The sequence below is a fragment of the Lutimaribacter saemankumensis genome (assembly GCF_900100005.1).
Lineage (GTDB): Bacteria > Pseudomonadota > Alphaproteobacteria > Rhodobacterales > Rhodobacteraceae > Lutimaribacter > Lutimaribacter saemankumensis.
Genome location: NZ_FNEB01000001.1, coordinates 339,744 through 362,739, shown reverse-complemented (window position 1 = coordinate 362,739; position 22,996 = coordinate 339,744). Strand labels below are relative to the sequence as shown.

Genomic DNA, 22,996 nt, shown 5'->3' with positions numbered 1-22,996 from the left:
CGCTCCAGCGATGTCAGGCCGCCGCGATACAGGATTTGCCCGTCAACGGAAAGCGTGGAGTTGCCCGCGCGTGCCTACGATGTAAAGCGTGCGGTTCACCACGACAGGCGCTGTCGTCGCCCCGCCCGGGATCTCGGTTTCGTAGACCAGATCGCCCGACGCGGGATCGAAAAAGCGCAGCGCGCCGTCATTCGATGCCACGACCACGCGGCCGCCGGCCACAACGGGGCCGTAATGGGCAAAGATTTCGACCTGGCGCTTGGGCCGGTTGCGGGTGAAGTTCGGGAGTTCCTTTTTCCACACCAGCGCGCCGTCCTCGGCGTTGAGGCGGACAAGCTCGTTTCGGTCATTGACCAGGAAGACCGAGTTTCCGGCAACCCAGACGCCGCCCATGGCGCCCTCGTCGGCGGTCCAGATGCGGTCGCCGTTGCCGGCGTTCAGGCGCACGGTGCGGCCGGAATGGGTGCCGACATAGATGCTGTCGCCCACGATCATCGGATCGCCGGTGATGTCGGTGACCTTGGTCGAGGCCCGGAACCGGCGCTGGCCGGAAATCGTGGCGTTCCACATGCGTAGCCCGCCCTGACGGAAGGTCGCCTGCAAATCGCCCGCGCCAAAGGCGAAGACGACGAACTGGTCGGTCAGGGCCGGCGCGGCGCCGCCCAGCACGTTCGCGACGTCAGGCGCCCCGCCAAGCTGCCAGCGGATGCGGCCATTGTCCTTTTCGATGCCCCAGGCGGTGTCGTCGCCCGACACGAGGTAAACAAGATCGCCCGCCACGGTGGGCGTGCCGGAGCCGGTCGAATCCAGCTTTTGCTGCCAGACGATCGCACCGGTTTCGGCATCGAGCGCCGTCATCAGGCCAAAGCCGGAAGAAACGTAGACCCGGTCACCTTCATAGGCGATCCCGCCGCCGGTCGCCTGCCCTTCGCTTTCGCGTGCGGGCAGCAGGTTCGTGGCCCACAGGCGCGACCCGTCCGTGCCATGCGCCATGACCTGCGCACCGGAATCGAGCGTGAAGATGCGCCCGCCCGCAACCACTGGGTTGGCGGTAATGCGCGCGCGGCGGGTGTCGCCCGCGCCGATATTGGCGCTCCAGACGCGCACGGGCGCGGTGCCGAGCGCAGGATGGTCCGTGCGGAAGCCGGGCGAACCGGGGGCTTGCGCCCATTCGGTGTTCGCGACCTGTGCAGGCAGAGATAGTGCAACATCCGCCGGGGCTGCGGCGGTGATCTCGTCGGCGCGCAAATCCTCGCGCGGGCCGGGCAGGATCACATCTTTTTCGGCGCAGGCCGACAGGAGCAGCGCCCCCGCGATCCCTGTCATCCACCCGGTCTTAAATCTTGCCATCATCCCGTCCTGGTGCTGCTTTTACTGGTCCAGCGGCGTTTCCGCCAAGGAAGAGGCGATTTGCGGCACCTCGCCCCCCAGCGACACAATCAACTGAGAAGCGCGCCGGCGCAAGCCCGTGGTCGCCTCGGCATCCTGCACGATGCGGCCAAGCCGGTCGAGCGCGGCATCCTGCGCGCCTGTGCCGATGTCGATCAGCGCGATCTGTTCTTCGGATAGCAGACGCAGAATTCCGCCCGCTTGCGCGAAGGATTCGAACTGGCGGCGGCGTTCTTCGGCAGGCAGGTCGGTTTGCAGAACAAGTGCGCGGAAGCCTGCAAGACGGCGATAAATCTCGGGCACATCCCCGTTCGCCGCGACCTGCTGCAGCGCCTCGACCGCGGCGGCGGTGTCACCGGCTGCGGACAATTCACCCGCGCGGGCCAGCGCGATCAGCATGTCCTGCCCTGCCCCCTCTGTCGGTATATCGCCAAGCGCGGCGGCGCGTGACAACGCGCTGTCGCTTTCCAGCGCAGAAATCATGCGGTCGCCAAGCGCCTCGGCGGCTGCGCGGTCCTGCGCCTTGCGCCATTCGTTCCAGCCTGCACCGCCGACGATCAGCAGAACGGCCAGGATACCGATCCAGCCATAGCGGCGGAACAAGGCAAACAGCTTGTCCCGGCGGACTTCTTCGGTAACTTCCTCGATAAAACTGTCGGTTTCGCTCACGCCCGTGCCCCGTCTTGCTTTCCTCCCTCTTATCCGCTCGCCAAGGCCCTGCCAAGGCCCCGATCCTTTTCGCGCTTTCGTGTTGCAGGGTTTCTTGCCTAGTTGGGCGGAAAAGATTAATCTGAACCGATCAGTTTAGAGTATTCCCGTCGAGCACGTCCCGTCGAGATTGCAAAACAACCACGGGGCTGTAAGTAAACGGTCAAGTTGCGATATGCAGGCAAAGGATCCCTGATGCGCCCGATTCCCATCCTCACTGCCATTCTGGTGACAGCGACCCTTTATCTTCTGGTGATGGAGCGCGACGCGCTTTTCGCCTTCGCCACCAGCGGCGAGGTTCCGTCTGCCGAGGAACTGGCGGACCCCGGATCGCCGGCGACGGCAGAGGACGCGCCGGTTGCCGCAGCCGAAACGATGCAGGGCGAAAAGGCGGTCAAGGTCGTCGCGATCCGCTCGACGGCCCAAACGATCGACAGCGCAGTGATCCTGCGTGGTGAGACACGGGCCGCGCGGCAAGTGGAAATGCGCGCCGAAACCTCCGGGCAGATCGTGTCCGAGCCGCTGCGCAAAGGCGCGTTCGTCGATCAGGGTCAGACTTTGTGCCGCATCGATCCCGGCACACGCGAGGCCGCGCTTGCCGAAGCGCAGGCGCGGTTGGCCGAGGCCCGCGCCCGCGCGCCCGAGGCCCGCGCCCGCCTGACCCAGGCCGAAGCCCAACTGCGCGAGGCGCAATTGAACAAGACTGCCGCCGAAAAGCTGTCGCAGGACGGCTTCGCGTCGGATACGCGGGTTGCTGCAACCGAGGCCGCCGTCAGCAGCGCCGAGGCGGCTGTCGAATCCGCCCGCGCCGGGCTTGAAGCTGTCAAATCCGGTGTGCAATCGGCCGAAGCCGCGATTGCGGCGGCACAGCGTGAAATCGAACGTCTGACCATCAGCGCGCCCTTCGCGGGCCTGCTGGAAAGCGACACCGCCGAACTGGGCAGCCTTCTGCAGCCCGGCGCCTTGTGCGGAACGGTGATCCAGCTCGATCCGATCAAGGTGGCGGGCTACATCCCGGAAACCGAAATCGGCCGGGTCGAGGTCGGGGCGCTGGCGGGCGCGCGCCTGTCCGACGGGCACGAGTTGCGCGGCCGGGTGACATTCCTGTCGCGGTCTGCCGATCCGACGACGCGCACGTTTCTTGTCGAAATCGAAATGCCCAACCGCGACCTGGAAATCCGTGACGGTCAGACCGCCGAGATCATGATCCAGGCGGACGGCGCCAATGCGCATCTCTTGCCGCAATCGGCACTGACCCTGAACGATGACGGCGCGCTTGGCGTCCGGGTTGTCGGGGCGGAAAACCGCGTCGAGTTCGCGCCGCTGACGCTGATCCGCGACACCGCCGAAGGCGTCTGGGTGACCGGCCTGCCCGAAGAGGCGCAGGTGATCGTGGTCGGGCAGGAATACGTGCGCGCGGGCGTCCTTGTCGATCCGACATTCCGGGAGGCAGGCGAATGACCGGTATCGTCGACTGGGCCGCATCCCGCGTGCGGATGGTTCTGGCTTTTATCGCGCTCAGCCTTCTGGCGGGCGGGTTCGCCTATACCGGCCTGCCCAAGGAGGGTGAGCCGGATATCGAAATCCCCGCGCTTTTCGTGTCGGTCCCCTTCCCCGGCATTTCGGCCGAGGATTCCGAAAGCCTGCTGGTCAAGACGATGGAAACCGAGCTGTCGGATCTCGACGGGCTCAAGGAAATGACCTCGACCGCCGCCGAAGGTTATGCCGGCGTGGCGCTCGAGTTTGAATTCGGCTGGGACAAGACCAAGATCATGGCCGATGTCCGCGAAGCGATGAACACCGCCGAGGGGCAGTTTCCCGACGGGTTCGAGAAATATTCGATCAACGAGATCAACTTCAGCGAATTCCCGATCATCATCGTCAACCTGACCGGCGATGTGCCCGAGCGCACGATGGCGCGTGTTGCGAAAGACCTGCAGGAACGGGTCGAAGCGATCGACGCCGTGCTTGAGGCCGGGATCGCCGGCAATCGCGACGAGATGGTCGAGGTCGTGATCGATCCCCTGCGGCTCGAGGCGTATAACGTTACGGCCGGCGAATTGATCAACGTGGTGCAGAACAACAACCTGCTGGTGCCCGCGGGCGAGGTGGAAACCGCCCAGGGCGCGTTCAGCGTGAAGATCCCCAGCAGCTTCGACGAGCCGCGCGACATCTATTCGCTGCCGGTCAAGACGAATGGCGACCGCGTCGTCACGCTGGGCGATCTGGCCGAAATCCGCCTGACCTTCGAGGATCGCACCGGCACCGCGCGGTTCAACGGCGAACCGACCGTCGCCCTGCAGGTGGTCAAGCGCAAGGGGTTCAACCTGATCGACACCGCAGACGAGGTTCAGCGCGTCGTGAACGAGGCTTACGCCAACTTCCCCGAAGATTTGCGCGCCACCGTGCATGTCGGCACCTCCAACGACCAGAGCCGGATCGTCGCGTCGATGGTCGGCCAGCTTGAAGGATCGGTCCTGACGGCAATTGCGCTGGTGATGATCGTCGTGCTGGCCAGCCTTGGCAGCCGCGCCGCGCTGCTGGTCGGTTTTGCCATTCCGACATCCTTCCTGCTGTGCTTTGTGCTGCTGGCCGTCATGGGCATCACGATTTCCAACATCGTGATGTTCGGCCTGATCCTTGCCGTTGGCATGCTGGTCGATGGTGCGATCGTGGTGGTGGAATACGCCGACAAGCGCATTTCTGAAGGCGTGGGCCCGATGCACGCCTATGTCGAGGCCGCCAAGCGCATGTTCTGGCCGATCATCAGTTCGACCGCCACGACGCTGTGCGCGTTCCTGCCGATGCTGTTCTGGCCGGGTGTGCCGGGAGAGTTCATGGGCATGCTGCCCGTAACGCTGATCTTCGTGCTGTGCGCATCGCTGATCGTGGCGCTGGTCTACCTGCCTGTCATGGGCGGGGTGACGGGCCGTATCAGCCGGAATTTCAACCGCGCGTCCGACTGGCTGCGCGCCCATAGCCCCTGGGCGGTGCGTGCTGCGCTCGTGCCGGTCGCGCTTTATGCGATGTTCCTGGGCGCGATGCAGGTGATCAACCCCGATTACCTGTTCGGGGCCTTTGGCGGGCAAAACCCAATGACGGGGCCGATGGCCGCGTTTCCCGGCATCGTCCTGTTCCTGATCGCGGCCTTCTGCGCGTCGATCACGCTGGGGGCCGCGCGTGTCGAATGGCGGCGCAAGGCGATCCGGTCGGGGCCGCGGCGCACCGCTTTCGGCTGGCTGATCAAGGTCATCGCCGGCAATCCGGTCATGCCGCTTGTGACCATCGCGGCGGTGATCGGTTTCGTCGTCGGCGTGTTCATGTATTTCGGCGAGAACAGCAACGGGGTCGAGTTCTTCACCGATTCCGAACCCGAGCAGGCCATCGTCTATGTCCGCGCGCGCGGGAACCTGAGCCTCGAGGAAAAGGACGACCTGGTGGCGCAGGTCGAAAAGATCGTCCTGGCGCATCCCGGCATCCTGAACGCCTTTGCCTTTGCGGGCGACGGCGGGTTGAACAACAACACCGGCGGGGCGCAGCCGCCGCTCGACACGATCGGGCAGGTGCAGCTTGAAACCATCCCCTGGGAAGATCGCGCGGCCTATGCCGCCTCCCATCCCGAAGAGGTGACGCTTGCGCAGCTCGATGGCGACGTGATCATTTCCGATCTGACCGCAAAGCTGGAACAGATCTCCGGCATAAGGATCGAGATCCTGGCCCAGGCCCGTGGGCCCGCATCCGCCAAGCCGGTGCATCTGCGCATCAAGGGCGACGACTGGGACAAGCTGATCGAGGCCACGCAATCCGCGCGCGCGCGGTTTGACGAAACGCCGGGCCTGACCCTGATCGAAGACACCCTGCCCCTTCCCGGCATCGACTGGCAGATCGACGTGGATGTAGAAAAGGCCGGCCGTTACGGCGCGGACGTGGCGACTGTCGGCGCGATGGTGCAGCTGGTCACGCGCGGGCTGCTGCTCGATACGATGCGCGTGGACAGCTCGGACGAGGAAATCGAGATCCGCGTGCGCCTGCCCGAAACCGACCGGGTGCTGTCGACGCTCGACACGCTCAAGGTGCGCACGCAGGACGGGCTTGTGCCGCTGGCGAATTTCATCACCCGCCAGCCCGTGCCCAAACTGGCCGAGATCAAGCGCGTGGACGGCAAACGCTATTTCGACGTAAAGGCCGGGGTCGCCGGTGATCTGTTCAAGTTCGTGAACGACAGCCGCGTGACCGTCGGCTATGGCCGCGCAGATGCCGACGGGTCGCTGACGGTCAAGGACTCCAGCTATGCGATAACCGACCTGACCGAGGTCGACAGCGAAGACGCCCTGCGCGACATGACGGGGTCGCTGACGGCCGAACCCGTCACCGCAAACGAACGGATCACGCTGCTGACCGGGTGGCTGGACAGCGGCGCGCTGCCTTCGGGCATCGATTACGAATGGACCGGCGACCAGGAGGACCAGGCCGAAAGCCAGGAATTCCTGCAATCGGCCTTTGCCGCCGCGCTGGGGCTGATGTTCATCATCCTGCTGGCGCAGTTCAACAGCTTCTACAACGCCGTTCTGGTGCTGATCGCCGTGGTGCTGTCCACCACGGGCGTGCTGATCGGCATGCTGGTCATGGATCAGCCGTTTTCGATCATCATGACCGGCACGGGGATCGTGGCTTTGGCGGGGATCGTGGTGAACAACAACATTGTCCTGATCGACACCTACCAGGATTACAGCCGCTACATGCCCCGGATCGAGGCGATCATCCGCACCGCCGAGGATCGCATCCGCCCGGTGTTCCTGACCACGGTCACCACGATGGCCGGCCTTGCGCCGATGATGCTGGGGCTCAGCCTCGACTTCATCAATGGCGGCTACTCGATCGACAGCCCCACCGCGCTGTGGTGGAAGCAGCTGGCAACGGCCGTTGTCTTCGGGCTGGGGATTGCCACGGTTCTGACGCTGGTGTTCACCCCGTCGCTGCTGGCGCTTCGGGTCTGGTTCTCGACCTATATGCGTGCGTTGGGGCGGATGCTGGCGATGCTGACAAAGGGCCGGTCCAGCCGCGCCGCGCAGGATTGGGCGCTGCGCCGGGCCGCGCGCCGGATCAAGGCGCCGGAAATCGTCTGGGACGAAGACGAAGTGCCCACCGTCACCTCGCGCCCGGTGCCGCCGCTCAAAGCTGCAGAATGATGCGCGCGCGCTCGGCGCTGCGCTTCTCGCGGTGAGCGCAGCTAAGAGCGCCCGGCCCTAGGGTCAAGCGGCTTCGTCCTGTTCCGCCGCCTGGCGTTGCCACAGGCTCCAGTAGCGGCCCTTGCGCTCCAGCAGGTCGGCATGGGTGCCTTCCTCGGCGATGCGGCCATCTTCCAGCACGATGATGCGGTCGGCATCCGCGATCGTCGACAGGCGGTGCGCGATGGTCAGCACCGTGCGCCCCTCGCCCGCACGGCGCAGCGCGCCCTGGATTTCGCGTTCGGTTTCTGTATCCAGCGCCGAGGTCGCCTCGTCCAGCAGCAGGATCGGCGGGTTTTTCAGCAGCGTACGCGCGATACCCACGCGCTGTTTCTCTCCGCCCGACAGCTTCAGCCCGCGTTCGCCCACAGCCGTGTCGTATCCCTGTGGAAGGCCCAGGATAAAATCGTGTATCTGCGCTGCGCGGGCCGCTGCGATCACCTCGTCCTCGGTCGCGCCATCCCTGCCATAGGCGATGTTGTAGCGGATCGTGTCGTTGAACAGGACCGTGTCCTGGGGCACGACGCCGATCGCGTCATGAAGGCTGTCCTGGGTCACGTCGCGCAAATCCTGACCGTCGATCTTCAGCGCGCCGCCCTGCACGTCGTAGAACCTGAACAGCAACCGCCCGATCGTCGACTTGCCCGACCCAGACGGGCCGACGATGGCAACGGTCTGTCCGGGCGCCACGTCAAGCGATACGCCTTTCAGGATCGGCCGCTCGGGGTCATAGCCGAATTCCACACGGTCCAGCGTGACGCGACCGCCGGTGATTTTTAGATCGGGTGCGCCGGGTTTGTCGGAAATCTCGGCCGGTTGTTCCAGCAGGTCGAACATCTCGCCCATGTCGACCAGGCTCTGTCGGATTTCGCGATAGACAGTGCCCAGGAAGTTGAGCGGCATGGTGATCTGGATCATATAGGCGTTGACCATAACGAAATCGCCCACCGTCAGCGCCCCGCTCTGCACACCCATCGCGGCCATGACCATCACGATCACAAGCCCGCCGGTGATCAGGAAGCTTTGCCCGAAATTCAGGAATGACAGCGAATAGGATGTCATCACGGCTGCCCGTTCGTAGCCTTCCATCGCCTTGTCGTATCGCGCGGCCTCGCGCGCCTCGGCGCCGAAATATTTGACCGTTTCGAAGTTGAGCAGGCTGTCTATGGCCTTTTGGTTGGCGTCGGTGTCCTGGTCGTTCATTTCGCGGCGCAGTTTCACGCGCCACTCGGTCACCTTGAAGGTGAACCAGACATAGATCGCGATGGTGACAACGACCGTGGCCAGGTACCACGCGTCGAACAGGAAAAAGAAGATCCCCGCCACCAGCAGAAGTTCCAGCACCAGCGGCCCGACGCTGAACAGCATGAACCGCAACAGGAAATCGACGCCCTTGACCCCGCGTTCGATGATCCGGCTCAGGCCGCCGGTCTTGCGCGTGATGTGATAGCGCATTGACAGGCGGTGAATATGGGTGAAGGTTTCCAGCGCCAGTTGCCTCAGCGCGCGCTGGCCGACGGCCGCGAACACCGCGTCGCGCAATTGCTGGAACCCGTTTGTGAAAAGCCGCGCCATGCCATAGGCCACGGTCAGCCCCACCGCGCCAAGCGCCAGCATCGGGACGCCCTCGCCCGACAGCATATTCACCGCGTCGCGATAGAGCATCGGCGTGTAGACCGCGATCAGCTTTGACGCCAGAAGCGCGACCATAGCCAACACCACCCGCCTTTTGACCCATGGCTGGTCCTCGGGCCAGAGGTAGGGCGCGACCTTGCGGATCGTCCGCCAGCCGGATCGCTGCTCGGCGCGCTGCAATTCGTCTTCGCTTGCGGTGTGAAATCTGCTCATGACCGTCCCGGTATGTTCTCCTGCTTCCGGTGATATGGGGCTTTTGCCCGAATGACCAGCCAGAGCCGGGGTCAGGGACGCACGACATGCCCGTCGCGCGGGCTGGTGCGCCCTGCGGCCAGATCGGCCCAGAGCGCAGGCGCGCTGTCCATCCCGTCATGGGTCACGATGTCCAGCCATGTATCCGCATCTGCCGCTATACGCTTCCAGGCGGCGGTGATCTGGGCTTCGATCCTGCCGGGGCCCCATTCCTCGCGCCGCTTGGCGACCTGCGAGGGCGCGAAAAAGAATTGCGGTTTCGGTCCGGGCAGATCCTGCGGCGGGGCGAATTTGTCCCAATGGCTGGTGCCGACGGCGGCGGAATGGCGCAACGCATCGCCCAGATGCGTGTGCAGGCGGGCCTTTACTTCGGCATTGCCAGCCATGTCGACATAGACCGAAGGCACCCGTTCGAGTGTGGCGATCTCGTCATAGTCCAAAACGCTGTCGCAGGCGCCCAGACCTTCGACAAAGGCGCGGTTGCCCGCGCTTGTCAGGCCGACGATGCGATAGGGGCGGTCTTTCGGCTCGGTAAGGAACTTGCACAAACCCAGCCCGGTTTTCGACGACGCGCTGCCCACGATGATCTGTTCTGCGCCGAACCAGTCATTGTCCATCAGCCAGTCGAACAGCAGGTAGGATGTGGCCAGCAATGGCTGCAAAAGAGCGCGCAGATGATCCTCGTGCCGGGGGGTGCCGCGAACGACGCTGTAGGTGTTGTAGACAGCGGCCAGTTCCGCCCGGTGCGCGGCGCGGTCCAGGAACACGCCCTCTGCAACCTTCTCGGGGGCCAGGATTGCGGATTCCGCCATCGGGAAATACCCGTATAGCCGCGTGCCTTCGGGCAGGTCGTCGCACAGGCTTTCGCTGACCACGCCGGTTCCCCAGACCGGCACGATGCCCTGCCCCTCGACACCGCTGGGAAAGAAGGCCCAGTATTTCAGGACATCGCCCGTCGCGGCATAGGTCACGTTGTTGACGGTCAGTGCAAAGCTTTCCAACCGCACACGCGCCGCACCGGGACCAAGCGGATCGTTTGGTGCCTCGGTCACCCTGGCGCGGGTAATGTCCGACTGGTCGACAAGAACGGTTTTCATGCGGGCCTCCCTTTTGTCGGCAGTATGCGACCGGGCGATCCGCTGTCACAGGGGTGACTGCGCGTCACTCTTGCGGCAGGTCGAACACCTGGCCGGGATAGATCAGGTCGGGGTCGCGGATGCGGTCGCGGTTGGCCTCGAACACCTTGAGGAACGCCGTCCCTTCGCCATAGCGGTCGCGCGCGATGGCCCAAAGGGTGTTGCCGGGCTGTACGGTGATCGCCCGGACGCTGCCCTGCTCCGATGCGCCCGCCGCGGCCAGTGCCTTGGCGTCTTCGCGCTTGAACGGGGTTTCGACCCGGCTGACGACATCGCCCTCGGCGCTGACCTGATCGACACGCAAGGTATAGACGCCGGAATCCACTTCTGGCAGGTCCGTGCGCCAGCTGCCATCCGGCGCGATCCGCGATGTGGTTACCGGGGCATTGTCCAGGTAAACCCGCACGAAACCTTCGCCCGGGCTGCGACCGGCAAGTTCGACATCGCCGGACTCGGAATAGGTGATGGCGTCGATTGCGACCGATGACATGACCTCGGGCGACGCCGCGTCCGCATTGGCCGAGGGCTGCAAGACCCGCACGCCCTGCGCGTCCGAAATCAGGACAGCCGGCGCCGTGGGCTGTGCGTCGTCGGGATCGACCTGGGCGGTCTGCTCGGCCGGTTGCTCTTGCGTGGCGGGGGCTTGTGCAACGGGCGGTTGAGCGGTGGGCTGCTGCGGTGCCGAACTGGCGACGACGGGTTCGGATGCAGCGGCGGTCGGCGCGATGATCACCTCCTCGTCCGAGTCCACGTTGCCACCATCCACTGCCACACGGAGCCGCATCATGCGCGGGGTGTCGGATGGCGGCAGATCGATCAGCGCGGCAAAGCTGCCATCGGCGCCGGCGGTCGCTTCACCGACGACCTCGCCTTCGAGAAGCAACTCGACCCTGCCACCCGGCGTTGCCGTGCCCGCCACCTGCGCAAAGCCATCCGACTCGACCCTGACAAGGGCAAAACGCGGCGGTTCCGGTGTCGCGGCCTGCGCGGTGTCCTGCGGGGCGGCAGGTTCTGCGCTGTCCGTCTGAGTGGCCGTGGCCGGCGTGTCCTGATCCGGCGTGACGGTCGGCGCGGGCGCCGCTTGCGTGGTCGTGGAGTCTGACTGGCTCGATTTCGGCGCGGTCGCGACGGAAAGCGGTTCAAGCGGTTCCGACATGCTGTTCCAGATCAGGAACCCGATCGCCGCGACGACCGCCGCAGCGACACCCCCGGCCAAAACTGCCCCCGGCCCGGAGAGGTTTGCGAATTTGCTCATGTCCCGCCTTTTGCGACATTCCCCCTACACCGCGCGCGAACGCGGTTGAGCGACCTTAGCAACACAGCTATCACGGGTCAAAACCGCATTGCCGCAGGAGCACATCAATGACGACCCAACCTTCTGTCTGTGTCTTTTGTGGATCACGCGCCGGCGCCAGCCCGGCTTATGCCGAGGCGGCCGAGGCATTGGGTTACGCCCTGGCGGATAATGGCTGGCGGCTGGTCTACGGCGCGGGCGATGTCGGGCTTATGGGGCTTGTCGCGCGGGCGGCGCAATATGCCGGCGGGCAGACCTTCGGCGTGATCCCGGTTCATCTGATGCAGGCCGAGGTCGGCAAGCGCGACCTGAGCCAGTTCATCGTGACCGAGAACATGCACGAACGAAAGAAGGTCATGTTCATGAACTCGGACGCGATCGTCGTGTTGCCCGGTGGCGCGGGGTCACTCGACGAGTTCTTCGAGGTGTTAACCTGGCGCCAGCTCGGGCTTCATGCCAAGCCGATCTTCCTGCTGGATACCGACGGGTTCTGGCAGCCCCTGGTCGGGTTGATCGACCACGTCATCGAACAAGGCTTTGCCGAAGCGTCGCTCAAGGATTTCATCCGCGTGGTTCAGGATGTTCCCACGCTCAGCGCGGCCCTGCGCGCCGCCCTGTCCTGACGCCAGGTCACCAGCGTATAAAGCGCCAGCGCAATCCAGATCAGGACAAAGGCAATCGCGTGCCACTGGCCGAACGCTTCGCCGAAGATCGCGACGGCCACGAGGAATTGCAGCGTCGGGTTCAGGTACTGCACCAATCCGATCGTGCCCAGCCGCACCCGTTTCGTGGTATAGGAAAACAGGATCAGCGGCGCGCCCGTCATCACGCCCGACACCATGAGCAGCACGCTGTCGCCCAGGTCGCGTCCATAGGCGCCGCCACCGGGTGTCGCATGGGCCAGGATCAGCACCGCCGCGGCAATCGGCGCCAGCATCATCACTTCGCCCGTGACGGATACCACGGGGCCGACATCCAGCCGTTTCTTGATAACACCATAGAGTCCGAAACTGCCCGACAGGATCAGGGCGATCCAGGGCGCGACTCCCAGACCAAATGTCAGTACCAGAACCGCGAGAACCGCCAGCGCCACGGCCACCCCTTGCGCACGGGTCAGCCGTTCGGAAAAGAAGACGCGCCCCAGGGCGACGGCGACCAGCGGGAAAAGGTAGTATCCCAGACTTGCCTCGGTCACGCGGCCGATCTGGATCGACAGGATGAAGACGAACCAGTTCAGCGAGATCATGAGCGCCGCGAACCCGACGATCAGCCGCGACCGCCACGATCCCAACGCCGCGCGCAACTGCGGCAGGCGGCCCTGCCCGGCCAGCACCAACGTGAAAAACAGGGCGGACCACAACGTCCGGTGGGCCAGAATCTCGATCGGCGGGATATGTTCCAGCAGCTTGTAATAGAGCGGCGACAGCCCCCATACGGTGCAGGCCACCACCATTGCCGTAATGCCGCGTGCGGCTTCGCTTGTCATGCCTGTACCCCGGAACTGCCCCTTGGCATGGGCATAGCAATCCTTGCCGGGACAGGCCAGTGGGCTCAGTGGGCGTGGCGCGTGTTGCGCGGGCTCAGCTTCATGTCATGTCCCAGAAGGCACATGTCGCGTGTCCGCGGCGGAAGGCGGCCAGCCTGTTCGAACAGCGTCAGAAGATCCAGGAAATTGCGGCCTTCGCTTATACGGTCACCATCGTACCGGGCCATCAGAAAGGCCGACACCCCGACGGCTCGGTTACGCGTCGCATCCCGCGCCTCGACCCGGAAAGACAGCGCCACGCGTTGCCCCTGTTCGATACCCGCCACCTCGCCGATCCGAATGTTGATGAATTGCCGCGTGATCATCCGATGAAAGGCGGCGAACTCCGTGGGGCCCATCATCTCGAGATCTTCGAGGCCATAGATTCTGGCATCGGGCGTGAACATGCTGTGCAACGCGTTCTCATCCGCGTTTTCCCACACATTGCGCAACAAAGCTTCGGTTCGTGCGACCAAAGACACCGTCCCCTCCCCAACGTCAAAAGAGAACACCCAAGACGCTTGCGACCCTGTCCGCACCGGGGCGCGCGCAACCATTCACAACAACATTCCCGTCAGAGAATAGTTCTGTCCACGAAAAAGGAAAAACCCGCCCTCTTGGACGGGTTCTCCCAACAGGTTTTTGACCGGATCACGCCATGCGCGATGCGACGTTTTCCCAGTTCACCAGATTGTCCAGGAAGTTGGTCAGGTAGGCCGGGCGCTTGTTGCGGAAATCGATGTAGTAGGAATGTTCCCACACGTCGCAGCCCAACAGCGCGGTCTGGCCAAAGCACAGCGGGTTGACGCCGTTCTCGGTCTTGGTGACCTTCAGGCTACCGTCGGATTCCTGCACCAGCCAGGCCCAGCCCGAACCGAACTGACCCGCGCCAGCAGCGGCAAATTCTTCCTTGAACTTGTCGACCGAGCCGAAGTTTTCGGTCAGCGCCTTTTCCAGCGCGCCGGGCATCTTCTTTTCGCCCGGACCCATCATTTCCCAGAACTGGGCGTGGTTCCAATGCTGGCTGGCATTGTTGAAGATGCCGTTCTGCGCGACTGCGCCAGGCTGGTAGGTGCCCTTGACGATCTCTTCAATCGACTTGCCTTCCCACTCGGTGCCGGCGATCAGCTTGTTGCCGTTGTCGACATAGGCCTTGTGGTGCAGGTCGTGGTGATATTCCAGCGTTTCCTTGGACATGCCCAGGTCGGCCAGTGCGTCATGGGCATAGGGAAGATCGGGAAGTTCGAAAGACATGAGTTTTACCCCCTCGTTTTGAATTGCCGTTGGGGGATAAGTGGGCTGCGGCGCGGGCGCCGTCAACCCCACAACATACACTCGGGATGTGCATTCATGCAGCCCGCCCCGGATCAGGGTCGGGCCGCAACAAATTGATCAGGCGTCGAAAAACGCGACTTCGCTTCCGTTTGCGGCCGCTGCCGACAAAAGATCGAAGACATATGCGCCGACAGAACGGAAACAGATCACCCGCGCCTCGCCCTCGCTTTCCAGCCAGATCGCGGCGGCAACCTGCGCCATACGTGTGCGGCGCATTTCACCGGTTCCGAACCGCGCAGGATGGAGATCGACCGGCACCAGCTTGGCCAGAACTTCGCGAACGCGGGCCGCATCGCCCGTCACGCGAAAGAAGGCGCGCGCGTCCGATACCGTTTCCGCCAGGTGATGCGTTCCCGCCAACGCCTTGCGCAACTCTGCCTCGGCTGCGCGTGCTTCGGCATAGGGCAGCAGGATCAGCCATTCGTCGGGCGACATCCATGCCACGGCACGGTCGCCGTTGGCGGAAATCCCGCGCACGGGCGGCAGGTCGGCGCCGATCACGACCTTCACGGCCTGTTTCAGCTTGGCGTTCGACGCATCGCTCCGCAGCGTGATCATGCCTTGCGGACCGCAATCCTCGACCCGGACGATTCCGCTGAAAACCGCATTTTTCACTGCGCTGACAGGCTCAGACATTCTGCTTCTCCCCGTCCTTGTCAAAGAACACCGGATCGACGATCCGGGCCTTGTAGGTCTTGCCATCGGTTCCGGGGAACTCGATCACCTCGCCCATGCGGTCGGGCCCGTTCAGCACCAGCCCCATGGCGATGCCACGCCCCAGCGTCGGCGAATGATAGGTCGAGGTCACGCGCCCCTGAACGTTGCGCTGGCCGTTCGCGTTCTTGCCATCGGCCACCGCATAGGCACCGTCAGGCAGCTTCGAGCCGTCCACCGTTTCCAGGCCCACCAGTTTCCAGCGGCGCGGATCGGTCATGTGGCTGCGTTCCTGCGCGCGCTTGCCGATGTAGTCCTCTTTCTTCTTCGAAATCGCCCAGTCGAGGCCCAGATCCTGCGGGATCACCGTACCGTCGGTTTCATCCCCGATCATGATAAAGCCCTTTTCGGCCCGCATCACGTGCAGCGCCTCGGTGCCATAGGGCATGACGTTGAATTCGGCCCCGGACTCCAGCAGCTTGTCCCACAGCGCACGGGCATGGCCCGCGTCTACCGCGATTTCATAAGACAACTCGCCCGAGAACGAGATTCGATAGACACGGCAGGCAATCCCGCCAAGCTCGCCATCCGCCCACGCCATGAAAGGCAGCGTGTCTTTCGACACGTCCATGCCGCCCAGCTTTTCCAGGACTTTGCGCGCATCCGGGCCGACAACGGCGATCTGGCCGTATTGTTCTGTCACGTTGGCGACATAAACCTGCCAGTCCCACCATTCGGTCTGCAGCCACTCTTCCATATGGGCGTGGATACGGTCGGCCCCGCCTGTCGTCGTGTGGCACAGGAAGGTGTCGTCGTGGATCCGCGCGACCACGCCGTCATCCATCAGAAAGCCGTTCTCGCTGCACATCAGGCCATAGCGGCAGCGCCCCGGCTTCAGCGTGCTCATCATGTTGGTGTAGAGCATGTCGAGGAATTTCCCCGCGTCCGGCCCCTTGACGATCAGCTTGCCAAGCGTCGAGGCATCGAGCATCCCCAGCGACCCGCGCGTCTGGTTGATCTCGCGCGCAACAGCCTGCGCATGGGATTCTTCCCCGCGCGGATAGCAATAGGGCCGCCGCCAGTGGCCCACCGGCTCGAAATAGGCGCCCTGCCCTTCGTGCCAGTCCTGCAACGGCGTGCGGCGGATCGGCTGGAACACCTTGCCACGCGCCTCACCCGCAATCGCGCCCATCGAAATCGGCGTATACGGCGGGCGGAAGGTCGTGGTCCCGGTTTGCGGGATCGGCTGGCCCAACGCATCCGACAGGATCGCCAGGCCGTTGATGTTGCTCAGCTTGCCCTGGTCGGTCGCCATGCCCAGCGTGGTATAGCGCTTGGCGTGTTCGACGGATTCGAACCCTTCGCGCGCGGCAAGCTGGACGTCGCTGACCTTGACGTCGTTCTGGAAATCCAGCCACGCCTTCATCCGCAGCTTGATGTCGGCGCCCTGCGGCATCAGCCAGACCGGTTCGATCGGCGCCTCATCAGGCGTCGACGCCTGCGGCGCCTCGGCCTTTTTCGGCTTGGCGCCCACGGCCTTGGCCGCCGCCACGCCGGCCGCTGCCGCATCCGCCAGAACCTCGGCCAGGCCCATATACCCGTTCGCGGTGCCCGCTGGGATCACGAACGCCTCGCCCGCTGCGCCCGTGGGTGCCAGATCGGCATTGGGGCGGAACATCGCCTGCGCGTCGTCCCAAGTCAGCTTGCCCCCGCAATGCGACCACAGATGCACCACCGGCGACCAGCCACCCGACATGGCGACAGCATCGCACTTGATTTCCTCCAGCACGGCGCCTTCGCCGGCCTGCGCGCAGATCGCCACGCCCTCGACGCGTTTCGCGCCCTTGACCTTGGCGATGGCCTTGCCGGTTTCCACGCGGATTCCCAGCGCGCGCGCCTCGTCGGCCAGCGCACCGCCGCCACCGGCGCGGGCGTCGATGATCGCCGGCACTTCGAGCCCAAGCCCCTTGAGCGTGATCGCCGTGCGATAGGCATCGTCGTTGTTGGTCACGACGACCGTGCGGTCACCGATGGACACGCCGTAGTTCACGGCGTAGTCGCGCACGGCGCTGGCCAGCATCACGCCGGGGATATCGTTGCCCGCAAAGGACAGCGGCCGTTCGATTGCGCCCGTGGCTGTCACCACCTGCTTGCAACGCAGACGCCACAACCGGTGGCGCGGCCCGGCCGGCCCCGGCGCGTGATCGCTGATGCGCTCATAGGCCAGCACATAGCCGTGATCGTAAACGCCCGCCCCCATGCAGCGGTCGCGAAGCACAACGTTCTTCATGCCGCGCAGCTCGGCCAGGGCGGCATCCACGAACTCGGCCGCGGGCTTGCCATCGACGGTGCCGCCATCGACGGGCGCCCGCCCGCCCCAATGGGCGGTCTGCTCGATCAGCAGAACCTGCGCGCCTGCACGGCCTGCCGTCAGCGCAGCCTGCAGACCCGCGACGCCGCCGCCGATGACCAAAACGTCCACGAAGGCGTAGAAATGTTCATAGGTGTCTTCGTCGCGCACATGCGGCTCGGGCGCGCGGCCAAGGCCCGCCGACTGCCGGATGAAGGGTTCGTAAACGTGCTTCCAGAAGGCGCGCGGATACATGAACATCTTGTAGTAGAACCCCGCCGGCAGGAACCGGCTGAAATAGGTGTTCACTGCGCCCACGTCGAATTCCAGGCTGGGCCAGTGGTTCTGGCTGGTGGCGGTCAGCCCATCGAACAGCTCGGTCGTGGTGGCCCGCTGGTTCGGCTCCAGCCGGTTGCCGCTGCCGAGATTGACCAGCGCGTTGGGTTCTTCCGCACCGCTGGCGACCATGCCGCGCGGACGGTGATACTTGAAGCTGCGGCCAACCATCATCTGCCCCTGGGCCAGCAGGGCCGAGGCGAGCGTGTCGCCCTCGTGCCCGGTCAGGTGCTGACCGTTGAAGGTGAAATTGACCTTCCGGGCGCGGTTCAGGAACCGGCCGCCCTGTGCAAGACGCGTGCTCATGCGAATTCTCTCCACGTCCAGCCCGGCCGCCTGGCCGAGATCTTGTCCTTGATGTCCTGTGGCGGTTCGGTGGTCTGCGCCGAGTACGTGCCGAACACTTCGAGCGTGTTGGTGTCGCGCGCCGCGTGGAACCACTTGCCGCAGCCATTGGCATGCCGCCAGCGTTCAAAATGAACGCCCTTGGGGTTTTCGCGCATGAACAGGTAGCCTTCGAAATCGTCATCGGACGATCCCGGGCCGAACCGTTTCAGATGCGCCTCGCCGCCGGGGGCAAGCTCGGTTTCGTCGGCATGCAGGCCGCAATAGGGGCATTCGAGGATCAGCATTGCGCGCTCTCCTTGACCGGATGCCGGGGGCGCTGCCCCCGGACCCCCGGGATATTTGCAGAAAGAGAAAACAACCGGGTGCGAGGTTCAGTCATCAGTGCGCCACCCCTGCGGCCACGCTTTCGTCGATGAACTTGCCTTCGCGGAAGCGGAACATCGAGAACTCGTCGCAAAGCGGGCTGCTGCCCTTGGCCATAAGCTCGGCAAAACCCCAGCCCGAGCCGGGGATCGCCTTGAACCCGCCAGTGCCCCAGCCGCAGTTGATGAAGCAGTTTTCCAGCGGCGTTTTCGACAGGATGGGCGAGCGGTCGCCGGTCATGTCGACGATGCCGCCCCATTGCCGCAGCATCTTCAGCCGCGAGATCATCGGGAAGGTCTCGATCAGTGCGCGCACGGTTTCCTCGATATGGTGGAAACTGCCGCGCTGGGTGTAGTTGTTGTAGCCGTCGGCCCCGCCGCCGATCACCATTTCGCCCTTGTCCGATTGCGACATGTAGCCGTGCACCGTGTTGGCCATCACCACCACGTCCATGCAGGGTTTTATCGGCTCGGACACCAGCGCCTGCAGCGCCACGGATTCGATGGGCAGACGGAAGCCCGCCATTTCGGCCAGAACACCCGAATGGCCCGCCACGACGATGCCCAGCTTGTCGCAATCGATCGCGCCGCGATTGGTGTCGACACCGACCACGCGGCCGCCCTCCTGACGAACGCCGGTGACTTCGCATTTCTGGATCACGTCCATGCCCATGTCCGAGCATGCCCGCGCATAGCCCCAGGCCACCGCATCGTGGCGCGCGGTGCCGCCGCGCGGTTGCCAAAGCGCCCCCAGAACCGGATAGCGCGGTCCGTCGATATTGATGATCGGCACCAGCTTTTTCACTTCGTCAGGCTTGATAAACCGCGTCTCTACCCCCTGCAGGGCGTTCGCATGTGCCGTGCGCAGGTAGCCGCGCACCTCGTGTTCGGTCTGGGCCAGCATCATCACGCCGCGCGGGCTGAACATGATGTTGTAGTTCAGATCCTGGCTCAGGTCTTCGTACAGGCTGCGGGACTTTTCGTAGATCGCCGCCGAGGGATCCTGCAGATAGTTCGATCGGATGATAGTCGTGTTCCGGCCCGTGTTGCCGCCGCCGAGCCAACCCTTTTCCAGGATCGCCACGTTGCGGATGCCGAAATTCTTGCCGAGGTAATAGGCCGTGGCCAGGCCGTGCCCGCCCGCCCCGATGATGATGACATCATACTTCTTCTTTGGTTCGGGGCTTTTCCAGGCCCGTTCCCACCCGGTGTGATAGCGCGCAGCCTCACGCGCGACGGCAAAGACGGAATATCTTTTCATGCGGGCCCCATTCTCGCGGCGAACGAATCCATGACGGATTGCTTGCGTGTTTACTTACCCTTCAGGCGGTTTTGCCCACGTTTCGAAACGTCACAATACGGCGTGGTTGCGACATGCGTCAGTTTACCCCTTTTTTGCCCGCCCCCGCACCTATACATGAATGGCCAATCTAAGGGAGGCGAGATGCTGTTCTGGATCATCATCGGTGTGCTGGCCGTGGCAGTTGCCGCGCTGTTGGCGGTGGCGCTTGTCCGGGGGCGGCGCGATGCCGAACACCCCGCCGCCTATGACCTTCGCGTCTATCGCGACCAGTTGAAAGAGGTCGACCGCGACCTTGCCCGTGGCGTGATCGGGGCAGACGACGCAGAACGCATCCGCGCAGAGATTTCGCGCCGCATCCTTGCCGCCGACGCGCAATTGCACGAGGCCCGCGACAGCGGCGACCAGCCCGCGGGCGTGTCGCGCGCCGTGGCGGGCGGCACCGCGGCCGTTCTGGTGGCTGGCGCGATCGGCATCTACTGGCAACTCGGGGCGCCGGGCTATGGTGATCTCGGGCTCAAGGACAGGATCGAAACCGCCCGCGAATTCCGTGAGAACCGCCCCAGCCAGGAACAGGCCGAGGCACAGGTGGCCCTGCCCGACCTGCCGCAAACCCCGTCCGAGCAATATATCGAACTGGTCAAGCGCCTGCGCGAGGCCGTGGCCCAACGTCCGGGCGACCTGCAGGGCCAGACCCTGCTGGCCCGCAACGAGGCGGCGCTCGGCAATTTCAAGGCCGCCTACGAGGCGCAGCAAGCGGTGCTGTCGATCAAGGGGGCCGAGGCGACCGCTTCGGATTATGCCGATTACGCCGACATGATGATCCTTGCCGCCGGCGGTTATGTCTCGCCGCAGGCCGAAACCGCGCTGCGCGCAGCCTTGGCGCGCGATCCGGGCAATGGCACCGCACGCTATTACATGGGGTTGATGGCCGCGCAGACCGGCCGCCCCGACCAGGCGTTCCGCGTCTGGGACGCACTGCTCAAGGAAGGGCCGTCCGACGCGCCCTGGGTGGCGCCCATTCGCGGCCAGATCGAAGAGATGGCCGCCCGCGCCGGGGTGAACTATACCCTGCCCGCGATGGACAGCCTACCCGGCCCCACCGCCGCAGACATGGCCAACGCCGCCAACATGACGCCTGCCGAACGCCAGGAAATGGTGCGCGGAATGGTCGACCGGCTGATGAACCGGCTTGCGACCCAGGGCGGTTCGGCCGAGGAATGGGCCCGCCTGATCGTGGCGCTTGGCCAGTTGGGCGACACTGCCCGCGCCACGGCCATCTTCAACGAGGCGCAACAGGTGTTTGCCGAACGGCCGCAAATGCTGGCCACCGTGCGCGCCGCTGCTGCCCAGGCAGGGCTGACCGGCGCCGCCACCCTGCCCGGCCCCACCGCCGAAGACATGGAAAACGCAGCCGAAATGGCCCCTGACGACCGCCAGGACATGATCCGCAATATGGTCGCGCGCCTGGCCGAGCGTCTGAACGCCGATGGCGGCAGCCCGCAGGAATGGGCCCGCCTGATCAGCTCTTACGGGGTGCTGGGCGATGCCGAAGGCGCGAAAATCGCCTATCAGACCGCACGCGCCGCGTTCGAGGACGATCAGGCCGCGCTTGGCCTGATCGACGACGCGGCCCGCGCCGCAGGCCTGTCGGAATGATCTTCGACGATATCGACGGTTTCGCGGGCGCATTGGCGCCTATGCAGGCGGTGGCTGGCCTCGATCTTGGGGAACGCACCATCGGGGTGGCCGTGTCCGATACTTTCCTGTCGGTAGCGACCCCGCTGGAAACCATCCGCCGCAAGAAGTTCGGGCTGGATGCTGAAAAGCTTCTGGCCATCGTGGCCGCGCGCAATATCGGCGGGCTGATCCTGGGGTTGCCGCGCAACATGGACGGCACCGAGGGGCCGCGCTGCCAGTCGACACGCGCATTCGCGCGAAACCTGGCGCGGCTCACGGACCTTCCCATCACCTTCTGGGACGAGCGTCTTTCGACCGTAGCCGCCGAAAAAGCCCTGCTCGAGGCGGATACGACACGAAAACGTCGCGCCGAGGTTATAGATCACGTGGCCGCGTCTTATATCCTGCAAGGGGCGCTCGACCGCCTGCGACATCTGAGGGCAGAGCTGTGAAAGACGACATCTGGCAAAGAAAAGAGATCGAGTCGCCCTGCGTGAAGATCTGCGTCGTGCACCCCGAGGAACGCATCTGCACCGGCTGCTACCGCACGATCGACGAAATCACCCGCTGGTCGAAAATGGCGCCCGAGGAGCGGCAAACCATCATGGCAGAGCTTCCCGAACGCGCGCCGCGCCTGGCCAAGCGGCGCGGTGGACGCGCGGCACGGCTGAAACGCTGATCGCTCAGTCCGCGCGCAGCCAGTCTCCGATCCGCGGCAATTCCGGTCGGAAATAGGCGATCATGCGCCCTTCTGCATGTTCGTCGGCCGCGTTCCAGGGTGCGACCCCGTGCAGCGCCATCCGGTGCAGCAGATAGGCCTCGCCCGGTTGGGCGGGCAGTTCCAGCCGCTCGCATGTCTCGAACACTTCGGCACGCGCCGTTTGATACACATCCGTCACGTCGATATCGGGCCATTGTTCGGGCGGCACACCATCGAACGCCTGCACAAAGGCACGCCGCATGACATGGTGGCTGCCCGGCCAGACCACCAGCGGCGCGGCGCCCTCGGGTACGGGGTTGAGGGGCAGCCCCAGAATCCAGGCATGGGGTTCCTTCAGCATCCGCCGCCGTTGCGGGCCGGTCGCCAGTAACCCGTCCACATGCGCGGCATCGCGCCTCTGGCGATAGCGGAACGCGCCTGCGCTTTCGCCCCCGCGCGGACGCGGATAGCCCGGCCATATCACCGACACCTGCGCAGGATGCATGGGCAGCGGTCCGAACAGGCTGTCTGCGAAATCGCGGGCCACACCCGTCAAGGGCGTTGCGTCCAGCGTTCCCGACGCGTCGTTCGGCAAGGCATCCACACCGACGAACCATGTCCCTTCGCAGACCAGCCCGTTGGCGCGCTGCGCCGGATCTTCGACCGCCTCGCGCGCGCGGCGCAAAGCGGCGGAAAGCCAATCACGCAGCGCCGCGTCGGCGTCGAACGCCACCCAGCCGTCGCGCGTGTAATTCCCCCGCATG

18 protein-coding genes and 1 pseudogene are annotated in these 22,996 nt (G+C 64.7%); 6 read left to right on the top strand and 13 right to left on the bottom strand.

Translation table 11 applies throughout. The annotated features are described in order from the left end of the window. Window positions 1-42 precede the first annotated feature (42 nt). Window positions 43-1,350: a PQQ-like beta-propeller repeat protein gene (locus BLT50_RS01775; protein ID WP_342706682.1), complete on the bottom strand. Its 1,308-nt coding sequence runs from the start codon at window positions 1,348-1,350 to the stop codon at window positions 43-45. Window positions 1,351-1,371: 21 nt separating this feature from the next. Further along, window positions 1,372-2,058, bottom strand: a complete 687-nt coding sequence (locus BLT50_RS01770; protein WP_090025882.1) for a tetratricopeptide repeat protein — start codon at window positions 2,056-2,058, stop codon at window positions 1,372-1,374. 234 nt (window positions 2,059-2,292) lie between these two features. Here BLT50_RS01770 and BLT50_RS01765 point away from each other — a divergent pair, with 234 nt between their 5' ends. Together BLT50_RS01765 and BLT50_RS01760 are read left to right on the top strand one after the other, a co-directional pair. Next, the gene (locus tag BLT50_RS01765; protein WP_090025880.1) at window positions 2,293-3,558 is read left to right on the top strand and encodes an efflux RND transporter periplasmic adaptor subunit; all 1,266 of its coding nucleotides are present in this window, start codon (window positions 2,293-2,295) and stop codon (window positions 3,556-3,558) included. Further along, window positions 3,555-7,286, top strand: coding sequence for an efflux RND transporter permease subunit (locus BLT50_RS01760; protein ID WP_090025878.1), 3,732 nt, complete (start codon window positions 3,555-3,557; stop codon window positions 7,284-7,286). Before BLT50_RS01765 ends, BLT50_RS01760 begins: the two co-directional genes overlap by 4 nt. A gap of 63 nt (window positions 7,287-7,349) precedes the next feature. On the opposite strand, the gene BLT50_RS01755 is transcribed toward BLT50_RS01760, so the two are convergent. From BLT50_RS01755 to BLT50_RS01745, 3 genes are all read right to left on the bottom strand, one after another. Next, on the bottom strand, window positions 7,350-9,173 hold the full coding sequence (locus tag BLT50_RS01755; RefSeq protein WP_090025876.1) for an ABCB family ABC transporter ATP-binding protein/permease: 1,824 nt from the start codon (window positions 9,171-9,173) through the stop codon (window positions 7,350-7,352). 71 nt (window positions 9,174-9,244) lie between these two features. After that, on the bottom strand, window positions 9,245-10,309 hold the full coding sequence (locus tag BLT50_RS01750; protein ID WP_090025874.1) for a DUF2855 family protein: 1,065 nt from the start codon (window positions 10,307-10,309) through the stop codon (window positions 9,245-9,247). A 64-nt stretch (window positions 10,310-10,373) separates the two neighbouring features. Beyond that, window positions 10,374-11,603 carry a LysM peptidoglycan-binding domain-containing protein gene (locus BLT50_RS01745; protein WP_090025872.1) on the bottom strand — a complete coding sequence of 410 codons (1,230 nt, stop codon included), beginning with the start codon at window positions 11,601-11,603 and terminating at the stop codon, window positions 10,374-10,376. Between the two features lie 107 nt (window positions 11,604-11,710). Here BLT50_RS01745 and BLT50_RS01740 point away from each other — a divergent pair, with 107 nt between their 5' ends. Next, entirely contained in the window at window positions 11,711-12,265 is a 555-nt protein-coding gene (locus BLT50_RS01740; protein ID WP_090025871.1) for an LOG family protein, read from the top strand. Here BLT50_RS01740 and rarD read toward each other — a convergent pair. From rarD to BLT50_RS01705, 7 genes are all read right to left on the bottom strand, one after another. Next, complete coding sequence (gene rarD / locus BLT50_RS01735) at window positions 12,217-13,128, bottom strand: EamA family transporter RarD (protein WP_090025868.1); 912 nt, start codon at window positions 13,126-13,128, stop codon at window positions 12,217-12,219. The genes BLT50_RS01740 and rarD overlap by 49 nt on opposite strands. A 65-nt stretch (window positions 13,129-13,193) precedes the next feature. Continuing rightward, window positions 13,194-13,649 carry an ester cyclase gene (locus BLT50_RS01730; protein WP_175491366.1) on the bottom strand — a complete coding sequence of 152 codons (456 nt, stop codon included), beginning with the start codon at window positions 13,647-13,649 and terminating at the stop codon, window positions 13,194-13,196. Between the two features lie 169 nt (window positions 13,650-13,818). Then, entirely contained in the window at window positions 13,819-14,421 is a 603-nt protein-coding gene (locus BLT50_RS01725; protein WP_090025865.1) for a superoxide dismutase, read from the bottom strand. 138 nt (window positions 14,422-14,559) lie between these two features. After that, window positions 14,560-15,138 carry a sarcosine oxidase subunit gamma gene (locus BLT50_RS01720; RefSeq protein WP_090025862.1) on the bottom strand — a complete coding sequence of 193 codons (579 nt, stop codon included), beginning with the start codon at window positions 15,136-15,138 and terminating at the stop codon, window positions 14,560-14,562. Then, a complete protein-coding gene (locus BLT50_RS01715) occupies window positions 15,131-18,148 on the bottom strand; it encodes a sarcosine oxidase subunit alpha family protein (RefSeq protein ID WP_090025860.1) in 3,018 nt (1,005 codons plus the stop codon). The genes BLT50_RS01720 and BLT50_RS01715 overlap by 8 nt, the downstream gene beginning before the upstream one ends. Continuing rightward, window positions 18,145-18,474 (bottom strand): sarcosine oxidase subunit delta, encoded by a 330-nt coding sequence (locus BLT50_RS01710; protein ID WP_090025859.1) that lies wholly within the window; start codon window positions 18,472-18,474, stop codon window positions 18,145-18,147. Before BLT50_RS01710 ends, BLT50_RS01715 begins: the two co-directional genes overlap by 4 nt. A gap of 94 nt (window positions 18,475-18,568) precedes the next feature. Then, the gene (locus BLT50_RS01705; RefSeq protein ID WP_090025857.1) at window positions 18,569-19,813 is read right to left on the bottom strand and encodes a sarcosine oxidase subunit beta family protein; all 1,245 of its coding nucleotides are present in this window, start codon (window positions 19,811-19,813) and stop codon (window positions 18,569-18,571) included. Between the two features lie 183 nt (window positions 19,814-19,996). Between BLT50_RS01705 and ccmI the strand changes: the two are divergent. The 3 genes and pseudogenes from ccmI to BLT50_RS01690 all read left to right on the top strand — a co-directional run. Then, a pseudogene (ccmI, locus tag BLT50_RS01700) lies at window positions 19,997-21,214 on the top strand (c-type cytochrome biogenesis protein CcmI); the annotation flags it as partial. A 293-nt stretch (window positions 21,215-21,507) separates the two neighbouring features. After that, window positions 21,508-21,984, top strand: coding sequence for a Holliday junction resolvase RuvX (gene ruvX / locus BLT50_RS01695; protein WP_090025853.1), 477 nt, complete (start codon window positions 21,508-21,510; stop codon window positions 21,982-21,984). After that, window positions 21,981-22,211, top strand: coding sequence for a DUF1289 domain-containing protein (locus BLT50_RS01690; RefSeq protein WP_090025851.1), 231 nt, complete (start codon window positions 21,981-21,983; stop codon window positions 22,209-22,211). Before ruvX ends, BLT50_RS01690 begins: the two co-directional genes overlap by 4 nt. 4 nt (window positions 22,212-22,215) lie before the next feature. Here the strand turns inward: BLT50_RS01690 and BLT50_RS01685 are convergent, their stop codons facing one another. Beyond that, window positions 22,216-22,995, bottom strand: a complete 780-nt coding sequence (locus BLT50_RS01685) for a phytanoyl-CoA dioxygenase family protein (RefSeq protein ID WP_090025849.1) — start codon at window positions 22,993-22,995, stop codon at window positions 22,216-22,218. Window position 22,996 lies beyond the last annotated feature (1 nt).

Excerpts from the sequence above, each read along its gene's own strand:
- BLT50_RS01755 (WP_090025876.1), bottom strand. The coding sequence starts at position 9,173 with ATGAGCAGATTTCACACCGCAAGCGAAGACGAATTGCAGCGCGCCGAG.
- BLT50_RS01765 (WP_090025880.1), top strand. The coding sequence starts at position 2,293 with ATGCGCCCGATTCCCATCCTCACTGCCATTCTGGTGACAGCGACCCTT.
- BLT50_RS01685 (WP_090025849.1), bottom strand. The coding sequence starts at position 22,995 with ATGCGGGGGAATTACACGCGCGACGGCTGGGTGGCGTTCGACGCCGAC.
- BLT50_RS01715 (WP_090025860.1), bottom strand. The coding sequence starts at position 18,148 with ATGAGCACGCGTCTTGCACAGGGCGGCCGGTTCCTGAACCGCGCCCGG.
- BLT50_RS01745 (WP_090025872.1), bottom strand. The coding sequence starts at position 11,603 with ATGAGCAAATTCGCAAACCTCTCCGGGCCGGGGGCAGTTTTGGCCGGG.
- BLT50_RS01760 (WP_090025878.1), top strand. The coding sequence starts at position 3,555 with ATGACCGGTATCGTCGACTGGGCCGCATCCCGCGTGCGGATGGTTCTG.
- BLT50_RS01720 (WP_090025862.1), bottom strand. The coding sequence starts at position 15,138 with ATGTCTGAGCCTGTCAGCGCAGTGAAAAATGCGGTTTTCAGCGGAATC.
- BLT50_RS01750 (WP_090025874.1), bottom strand. The coding sequence starts at position 10,309 with ATGAAAACCGTTCTTGTCGACCAGTCGGACATTACCCGCGCCAGGGTG.
- BLT50_RS01740 (WP_090025871.1), top strand. The coding sequence starts at position 11,711 with ATGACGACCCAACCTTCTGTCTGTGTCTTTTGTGGATCACGCGCCGGC.
- BLT50_RS01710 (WP_090025859.1), bottom strand. The coding sequence starts at position 18,474 with ATGCTGATCCTCGAATGCCCCTATTGCGGCCTGCATGCCGACGAAACC.
- BLT50_RS01725 (WP_090025865.1), bottom strand. The coding sequence starts at position 14,421 with ATGTCTTTCGAACTTCCCGATCTTCCCTATGCCCATGACGCACTGGCC.
- BLT50_RS01705 (WP_090025857.1), bottom strand. The coding sequence starts at position 19,813 with ATGAAAAGATATTCCGTCTTTGCCGTCGCGCGTGAGGCTGCGCGCTAT.
- ruvX (WP_090025853.1), top strand. The coding sequence starts at position 21,508 with ATGATCTTCGACGATATCGACGGTTTCGCGGGCGCATTGGCGCCTATG.
- rarD (WP_090025868.1), bottom strand. The coding sequence starts at position 13,128 with ATGACAAGCGAAGCCGCACGCGGCATTACGGCAATGGTGGTGGCCTGC.
- BLT50_RS01775 (WP_342706682.1), bottom strand. The coding sequence starts at position 1,350 with ATGGCAAGATTTAAGACCGGGTGGATGACAGGGATCGCGGGGGCGCTG.